The organism is Stenomitos frigidus ULC18, assembly GCF_003003795.1.
Taxonomy (GTDB): Bacteria; Cyanobacteriota; Cyanobacteriia; order Leptolyngbyales; family Leptolyngbyaceae; genus Stenomitos; species Stenomitos frigidus_A.
On record NZ_PVWK01000057.1, the window covers coordinates 69274 to 78266 of the forward strand.

The window sequence follows — 8993 nt, forward strand, 5'->3', positions numbered from 1 at the left end:
CTCATCCCTACCCTTCCCCTACGCTGGATGGAAGTAAAACGCGGCTCCTAGAACAGTATACGTAGCTAACAGCAGCACACCTTCTAGCCAGTTGGAGCGTCCGTCAAGGCTGATTAAGTTGGCGATCGCCACCGCTATGGTGACTGCAACCACTTCAAACAGGTTGAAGCTCAAGTCCATCGGCTGCCCGATCGCCTGTCCAATTAAGACCAACACTGGCGCGACCAATAGTGCGACTAGTAAGCTTGACCCCATCGCCACCGAAACGGACAAATCCATATTATTTTTGATGGCAACGCGCACAGCCGTGACGTATTCTGCGGCTCCTCCCACCAACGGCAGCAGAATGACGCCCGTAAAAAGTGGCGTTAAGCCTAACCCTTTGGTCGCTTCTTCGACAGCACCGACGAAAATTTCAGATTCAAAGGCAACGGCGATCGTCGCTATAAGGAGTACTCCAATCCAAAGAGGCAGGTTGGTCTTGTGTTCAACGTGTGCGGCCTCAGTTGCACCCTCTTCAAGCTCCACCACGCCGACATCGTAGAGGTAGCTGTGAGTTTTGAGAGAAAACAGCAGAGTCAGTGCATAGACCACAATCAGCACGATCGCGACTGTAATCGAAAGGCGGCTAATGGCAACTGGATCGACGACATTTGAGGTTGAAATGACCATTGCAGGAAGCACGATCGCGGTGACGGCCAGCGTCATGGTGGAACCGCTGACCCGTGCCACGATCGGCTGAAACTCCTGCTCCTTGTAGCGCAAGCCACCCAGAAACATAGATAGCCCCATCACCAAAAGCAAGTTGCTGATGATGGTGCCCGTAATGCTGGCTTTCACAATGTCCACTAAGCCTGCTCTCAACGCCGAGAGCGCAATGATTAGTTCAGTTGCGTTGCCAAAAACCGCGTTGAGCAAACCGCCGATCGATGGCCCCGTTGCGACAGCCACCTCCTCGGTTGCGGTACTGAGCCAGATAGCAAGTGGAATAATGGCGATCGCAGACGTGACAAACACCACCAACGCATCCCAATGCAAGTACTCTGCCGCAACGGAGATGGGAATAAAGACAAGCAAGCCTAGAGAAACAAGGTTCTTAATTGACATAGCGCCAGTAGGAGAAATGATCGGTGAAGGAACTTGTAACGCGAACTAACAGTAGGGCAGCAGCATGACGGGTCTTTTAGCCTAATTAGACTGAAAAAAGCCTTGTCTATGATAGAGGCTAGCTCTGACTTTGACCTGAAAACCAGAAAATGTCCACAAGCAAAGGTGCCATTAGTCAATCATCCCTGGGTTAGATGGTTCAGCGTCAGAGCGGACTAAGGTAGTTACGTGGATCATCGTTCCCAATCAGGATAGTCACGTAGCGGTTTGGTGTTTTGGACTAGGCATTGAGATACCTGTATGACGGTCTACATGAACCAGGCAACAGAAAACCAGACACAAGACAAAGCATGCTGCAAAGGGCTACTAGCGCTTCCAGTCTTCAAGTTCTGCTGGCGCTTTGCCAGCCTTTGGCTGGGGCTACTTACAGCCATGCTGGTCATCATGACGGGATCAATTAGTCTGGGGCAAAGCGCTTTGCCGTTTAATCTCCAGGTGCCCAAAGTGGCTGTTGCACCTAGCCCCTCCAGTACTGCCACCAACGCATCAGCAGTGGCAACCGCTGATGTGGAGCTTGATGGACGAAAGCTGTTTACGATCGCGGCTCCTAGCGTCAGCAACCAACCAGGAACTCAAGCAACTGGCACACCCCCGATCAAAGAGCGGGTTGAAAAGATTGAGGAGACACTTAGTCGCATCGTTGATAGTAATGCCGGTTCCAAAGGGTTAGACGTGAAGTCGGTGGTCGATGAGCAAAGTCGCTTACCCGTCATTTCTGTGGGCAGCCAATATCTGATGACAGTGACCACGTTGGATGCCCAACTTCAGGGACAAGATCTGGAGCAACGGGCAACTGAACTGGTTCAGATCACGAAGGATGCCTTAGCCACTGCCAGACAAGAGCGTCAGCCACAGTCCTTACTGAAACAAGGTTCATTGGCTGGGCAGATTGCACTGGGCATGGTCATTATGAGTGGCATTTTGGCGTTATTACAGCGTTGGCTAACGTTGCAACGACAGCGACTGCACGCTCAGGCGGCGGCGATCGAGGTCTCACCAGAGGTTGAACCTAGCAGCACTGCAGCCATGTCAGCCATACAAGAGCAAATTGACCAGCGGCGGCACCGCAACCTCAATGATATCCAGCGGCGGCTGATCCAGGTGCTCCAGCTAAGTCTTTGGGTAGGCAGCATCTTTGTCATTTTGGGTCTCTTTCCCTATACCCGTTGGGTACAGTCGCTGGTGCTATCGGGGCCGCTGAAGATCTTGGGTGTGATACTCATCACCTATCTCCTCATTCGCGTGAGTGACGTGCTCATCGATCGCTTTTTTAGCGCGTTAACCACTAACGAACTCCTTTCGCCCGATACCTCTCAACGGGTAGCGCAGCGCGTTAACACCTTCTCACGGGTACTACGGAACGTCGTTGGCACAGTCTGGATCAGTACGGGCATTCTCAGTGCGCTGTCGATCGTGGGCGTTGAACTGGGTCCCGTACTTGCTGGTGCAGGCATCTTGGGCTTAGCCATTTCCTTTGCGTCCCAAAACCTGATCAAGGATATCATCAATGGTTTACTGATTCTTTGGGAAGACCAGTACGCGGTTGGCGATGTCATCCAGATTGGCAAAGCATCAGGGCTGGTGGAATCCCTGAATCTCCGCATTACTCAACTCCGTAATTCTGAAGGACGCTTGATTACCATTCCTAACAGTTCAATCACAGTGGTTGAAAACCTCTCGAAGGACTGGTCGCGCGTTGACTTGGGCATCACGATCGCCTACGACGCGAATGTCGATCGTGCCATCACCGTAGTGAAGGAAGTGGGTGAAGCAATGACCAGCGATCCGGCCTGGAAAAACAAAATCCCTGAACCACCCGACGTTTTGGGTGTGGATGAAATTAGCAACGATGGCATTACCCTACGCGTATGGATTAAAACCCTGCCACTACAGCAATGGAACGTGGCGCGCGAATTTCGACGTCGCCTCAAACGCGCCCTTGATGAAGAAGGCATCGCGATCGGACTACCACAGCAATCGCTCTGGTTTCGTAACTCATCAGAGGCACCTCATCTTCCCGATGCCAATGAACGCGAGCATGACATCAAGGGAAAAGATCCAAAGCAAGCTCAGGCAAAAGACGAGTCGGAGTAGGGGCGCAAGACCTTACGCCCCTACTCCGACCCCTGACCATCACGTCGTCCCAATTCGTAGATGCCACAGCCGATGCAGGCAAGCATACCAACGCTGATGGCCCAACTGCGCCCTAGAGTCAGTTCGACGGTGTAGTTGCAGAGTGCGCCCACAAGGAGGAATGGCACAATGCTAAAAATAGAGGCATAAAAGGCATTCTGAGCTTCCCTGCCTTTGCGAGTGCGTTCAAACTCTTCGATCGAGGTATACAGCGATCGCTCAGCGAAATTAAACCAGCGGTTGAGTTGATGCGTCACCCAATCACTAGCGGTTGCAAACCCCAGATAGAGCGCCAATGACCACAAACCTGTACCGGCGATCGCGACTGCACTCAGATGGATATCGAAAGGAAAAATTTCAAACATACCGACTCCAACTTGGCAGCAGGGACAGCAACGCTATCAGTCAGCAACTCCGTGAACCAGACGTCTCAGTAGCCGTTGAAACAATGACAGCCCACCTGTTGCTTGCTAAGTATCTTAACGAAAGATTAAACCTTTGGAAACCAGAGGCTCAGGAAAAGCAGTCAGCACAACCAAACAAAGCCTGTGTAGAATGCGTTTGCTTCTGGGCATGCTGGAGGGGTTCGGTAACTAGCTTGGTAAAGGCAGAGATCGGAAGTGAGAGTAGACTTTAGCTTCAAAGCTCAAAACTCAAAAATTTCTCCCTGCCCCTTTGCTCCAACTCAAATCTTTTCCAACTCAAAACTCAAAACTTTTCAGCCTTCATCCTTCATCCTTTCCTCCCCCACCCACCCCCATTTGCCCGTGGAAACTTACCCCACTCAGATCAACATCCCACAAACGCTGGCTGCTGCGACTGCCCACCATCAAGCAGGGCGGTTATCCCAGGCAGAGCAACTCTATCGTCAAATCTTGCAGCAGCAACCACAGCAAGTCGATGCGCTGAACTTGCTGGGCGTCATTGCGTGCCAAAACGGCAGGCTGGATGAAGGTATCGCTCTGTATCGGCAGGCATTGGCACTCCGTCCGGGCTATGTGGGCGCGCGGGAAAATTTGAGTGTTGCCCTGTGGAAGCAAGGTAAACAACTGATTGAAGAGGCGATCGCTTCCTATAGCCAAATCATTACTTTTCAACCAGAAAACGTGCAGGCATACCATAACCTGGGCGTCATTTTGGTCGAACAAGGCAAGCTTGACGAAGCCTTGAGTTACTATCTGCAAGCCGTATCCGTACAACCCAACGATGCGGCTGCACTGAATACGATCGGTACCATTCTGCAGCAGCAAGGCAAAGCCACCACCGCGATCGCCTATCATCGTCGCGCACTGGCACTGCGACCAAATTACCCCGAAGCGCTCAATAGCTTGGGGACGGCACTACAACACTACGGCAATTTCAAAGAAGCCATGACGTGCTTCGAGCAGGCGTTAGCGCTTGACCCACAGGATGCGAATGCTCACTATAATCGATCGCTGATCTTGCTTACAGAAGGCAATTATCATCACGGGTTTCCAGAGTATGAGTGGCGTTTAAGAACCCGCGAATTTCCCCCTTGTCCATTTCGACAGCCGCTCTGGGATGGCTCTGACCTGACGGGACGCACCCTTTTGCTTCATGCAGAGCAAGGTTTGGGCGACACGATTCAGTTCATTCGGTATGCCGCGATCGTGGCACAGCGAGGTGGACGCATCGTGCTGACCTGTCACCAGCCCTTGATGCGTCTGCTGTCTACCGTGCCGGAGCTTACGCAGCAAGTGCCATTGGGCTATCCCGTTCCCAACTTTGACGTGTACGCGCCGCTCATGAGTCTACCGGGTATTTTGGGCACGACACTAGAAACTGTCCCAGCTCAGATACCCTATCTAACACCACCAGCAGAGAGTAACGTGCAGCTTGCGATTCTCACTGGGTTGGAACAGAGCCATCAGCCACCGCTCAAAGTGGGCATTGTCTGGTCTGGCGGACATCTGTATAAGAAAAATCAGAGCCGCTCCTGCCCGCTGATTCACTTCCAACCCTTGCTGCAACTGCCTGATGTTGCTTACTACAGTCTGCAGAAAGGCATTGCTCAGGCAAACCTTGCAGAACTTGGCTGGGACGTACAGGTACAGGATTTGAGCCCTCAACTAGGTGACTTGGCAGACACCGCAGCTGCGATCGCCCAACTAGATCTGGTGATTACCGTCGATACCTCGATCGCCCACTTAGCCGGTGCCCTCGGCAAACCAGTCTGGGTGTTGCTCAATTTCCTACCCGACTGGCGCTGGATGCTGCACCGAGAAGACACGCCCTGGTATCCCACCATGCGGCTGTTCCGTCAAACCGAACCAGATGATTGGCAAGGCGTGCTCGATCTGGTTTCGCAGGCATTAAAGCTTTTTAGACCATAAGTTCTGTTTGAGGCAACAGTCAGCGGTCAATCTTACACCGATCGCTGAACACCATCCACATCAACGTACGTTTCAAAGAGCAAGTTTTCGGAGAACCCAATCCTCATGACGGTTTACCGAATGAGACAAATCATTTAGCGATCGTTCTTCAATCGGTAACTACAACTGTCCGCTTACGGTTTGCCCCAATGCTGTAAACCCCTCACTCACTTACATTAGATTCATTGGCACTACCAGTAAAGCTCAACGATTAAGACGCCACTTTCCTAACAGTATTGCCTGGATTTTTCTCTCCTCTCTCAAACTTCTTAATGCTGAAAACCTACAGATTCTCACCTCGTTCAATACAGCGATCGAGCTCTAATCATTCATCACTTTCAGGAGGTCATTTCCCTATGTCACTCATTCGTTGGCAACCCTGGCAAGAAGTCGAAACCTTAAGCCGTCAGCTTGATCAATTGTTTGCTGATTTCACCCCGGTCAGTCGTGCTACTTCCCCTGTGGCAAAAACCTGGACACCCGCGATCGAACTCAAAGCCACTGAGTCTAATTTTGTCCTTCGCGCGGAACTCCCCGGCATTGATGCCAAAGATCTAGACATTCAAGTAACCCGCGAAGGCGTTTCCCTGGCTGGTGAATATCGCGCTGAAACCAAGCACGAAGACGGCAAATTTGTCCGGTCTGAGTTCCGCTACGGCAGCTTCCGTCGCGTGATTCCCTTGCCTGTCGCCATCCAAAACGATCAGGTCAAAGCCGACTTCACCGATGGCATCCTTACCCTGACCTTACCCAAAATGGTGAGCGATCGACCCAAAGTAGTGAAAGTCAACCTGACAGGCGCAACCGCTGAACCTCAGCTAGAAGCCAGCAGCAATGCCGCTCCTGCTGCAACTGAAGCCGTACATGCCGCGCCTCAAACGGATGACCTGTGGGCAGAGAAAGCAGCGTAGGAAAGGATGAAGGCTAAAGGATGAAGTATGAAAAGCAATTTAGCCTTTAGCCTTTAGCCTTTCCTCTCCACAACCGTCCAACCGTAGGTTCGGTAAATACGCCTTCATTAGAGCATCAATCGCGATCAGTATAGAGGAGTAGGAAGGCGCATTGTGCGTAATTCAGTGGTATCGGCAGTACCCTTGCTGACCCATTCGACTCTAACCGATCGCCCTTATCTGCTCTGGCTGACTGGCTAACGCCACCCCCCTGTAATTTTTTGTATATTTTGATGGAGCCGAAGCACTCATGGCAAAAGTTGTTGGAATTGACTTAGGTACAACCAACTCGTGCGTCGCAGTGATGGAGGGTGGTAAGCCCACTGTCATTGCCAACGCCGAAGGATTCCGTACCACTCCCTCTGTGGTCGCATTCGCTAAGAATGGCGATCGCCTCGTCGGGCAAATCGCCAAGCGTCAAGCGGTGATGAACCCCGAAAACACGTTCTACTCGGTGAAGCGATTCATTGGGCGGCGCTTTGATGAGGTGACCAACGAAGCCACCGAAGTGTCCTACAAAGTCTTGAACGTTAACAACAACGTGAAATTGGACTGCCCCGCTGCTAGCAAGCAGTACGCACCGGAAGAAATCTCGGCGCAGGTCCTACGGAAGCTGGTCGAAGATGCCAGCAAATACCTGGGCGAAACGGTCACTCAAGCAGTGATCACCGTTCCTGCTTACTTCAATGACTCCCAGCGTCAGGCAACCAAGGATGCCGGTAAGATTGCGGGTGTCGAAGTGTTGCGGATCATCAACGAGCCGACTGCGGCCTCTCTGGCTTACGGTCTGGATAAAAAGAGCAACGAAACGATCATCGTCTTTGACTTGGGTGGCGGTACGTTTGACGTCTCCATCCTGGAAGTGGGTGATGGGGTATTTGAAGTGCTGTCTACTTCAGGTGATACCCACTTAGGCGGCGACGACTTCGACAAGAAGATTGTGGATTATCTAGCAGAAGAGTTCCGCAAGGCAGAAGGCATCGACTTGCGCAAAGACAAGCAAGCGCTGCAACGTCTCACTGAAGCGGCTGAAAAAGCCAAGATTGAACTGTCCAGCGTGACCCAGGCAGAAATCAACTTGCCCTTCATCACCGCGACTCAGGATGGTCCCAAGCACCTGGATACAACCCTGACTCGCCAAAAGTTTGAAGAGCTCTGCGCCGACCTGATCGATCGCTGCCGTATTCCCGTTGAAGCGGCTCTGCGCGACTCTAAACTTGACAAGAGTAGCATCGAGGAAGTTGTACTGGTGGGTGGTTCTACCCGGATTCCTGCTGTGCAAGATCTGGTGAAGCGGATTCTAGGCAAAGACCCGAACCAGACTGTGAACCCAGATGAAGTGGTTGCCGTTGGTGCTGCTGTGCAGGCTGGTGTGCTGGCTGGTGAAGTTAAAGACATCTTGCTGTTGGATGTCACCCCGCTGTCCCTCGGTGTCGAAACCCTGGGCGGCGTGATGACCAAAATCATCCCACGCAACACCACCATCCCCACCAAAAAGTCGGAAGTCTTCTCGACCGCTGTGGATGGTCAGAGCAATGTGGAAATCCACATCCTCCAGGGCGAGCGCGAAATGTCGAATGACAACAAGAGCCTGGGCACCTTCCGCTTAGACGGTATTCCTCCTGCACCTCGTGGCGTACCGCAGATCGAAGTCACCTTTGACATCGATGCTAACGGTATCCTCAATGTCATGGCGAAGGACAAAGGCACTGGTAAAGAACAGTCGATCAGTATTACGGGTGCTTCCACCCTGCCGAAGGACGACGTGGAACGCATGGTGCGCGAAGCCGAGCAAAATGCAGCGACTGACAAAGAGCGGCGTGAAAAGATCGACCTGAAAAACCAGGCAGATTCGTTGACCTATCAAGCTGAGAAGCAAATCAACGAACTGGGCGACAAAGTACCAGCGGCTGACAAGACCAAAGTCGAAGGTCTGATTAAGGATCTGCGTGAGGCGATCGCCAAAGAAGACTTCGACCAGATCAAAACGCTGACTGGCGAGCTACAACAGTCGCTCTACAGCATCAGCAGCAACCTCTATCAGCAAGCGGGTGCTGAAGCAGGTGCTCCCCCTCCAGGTGGTCCTGACATGGGTGGTCCTACACCACCCTCTGGTGGAGCAGACGATGACGTAATCGACGCTGACTTTACTGAATCCAAATAGACTTAGCGAACGTAGCTAAGTTGACCGCTCCTTAACATCTGGGCTGATCGCGACAGTATAAGCTGCTCGATCAGCCTTTTTTCGTGAGAACCAGCCTGCCGCTTTCTTTGCATGTGTTTAGCGTTGTTGTACGGGAATCAGTAACCCGGAATCCTTGGATCGGTGTTTAAGGTGGAAGAAGCCGAT

Annotated in this window: 6 protein-coding genes; 4 read left to right on the forward strand and 2 right to left on the reverse strand. The window is 52.1% G+C overall.

Going from position 1 to position 8993, the window contains the following annotated elements:
- Positions 1-18: 18 nt before the first annotated feature.
- A complete protein-coding gene (gene cax, locus C7B82_RS10425; RefSeq protein WP_106256232.1) occupies positions 19-1107 on the reverse strand; it encodes a calcium/proton exchanger in 1089 nt (362 codons plus the stop codon).
- 300 nt (positions 1108-1407) lie between these two features.
- On the opposite strand from cax, the gene C7B82_RS10430 reads away from it, so the two are divergent.
- Positions 1408-3261, forward strand: a complete 1854-nt coding sequence (locus tag C7B82_RS10430; protein WP_106256233.1) for a mechanosensitive ion channel family protein — start codon at positions 1408-1410, stop codon at positions 3259-3261.
- 20 nt (positions 3262-3281) lie between these two features.
- Here C7B82_RS10430 and C7B82_RS10435 read toward each other — a convergent pair whose 3' ends face one another.
- Entirely contained in the window at positions 3282-3665 is a 384-nt protein-coding gene (locus tag C7B82_RS10435) for a hypothetical protein (protein WP_106256234.1), read from the reverse strand.
- Between the two features lie 402 nt (positions 3666-4067).
- Between C7B82_RS10435 and C7B82_RS10440 the strand changes: the two genes are divergently transcribed.
- The 3 genes from C7B82_RS10440 (at position 4068) to dnaK (ending at position 8807) form a co-directional block, all read left to right on the forward strand.
- A complete protein-coding gene (locus C7B82_RS10440) occupies positions 4068-5654 on the forward strand; it encodes a tetratricopeptide repeat protein (RefSeq protein WP_181357441.1) in 1587 nt (528 codons plus the stop codon).
- A 395-nt stretch (positions 5655-6049) separates the two neighbouring features.
- Positions 6050-6604 (forward strand): Hsp20/alpha crystallin family protein, encoded by a 555-nt coding sequence (locus C7B82_RS10445; RefSeq protein WP_106256236.1) that lies wholly within the window; start codon positions 6050-6052, stop codon positions 6602-6604.
- A 289-nt stretch (positions 6605-6893) separates the two neighbouring features.
- Positions 6894-8807: a molecular chaperone DnaK gene (dnaK, locus tag C7B82_RS10450; RefSeq protein WP_106256237.1), complete on the forward strand. Its 1914-nt coding sequence runs from the start codon at positions 6894-6896 to the stop codon at positions 8805-8807.
- The last annotated feature ends 186 nt before the right edge of the window (positions 8808-8993 follow it).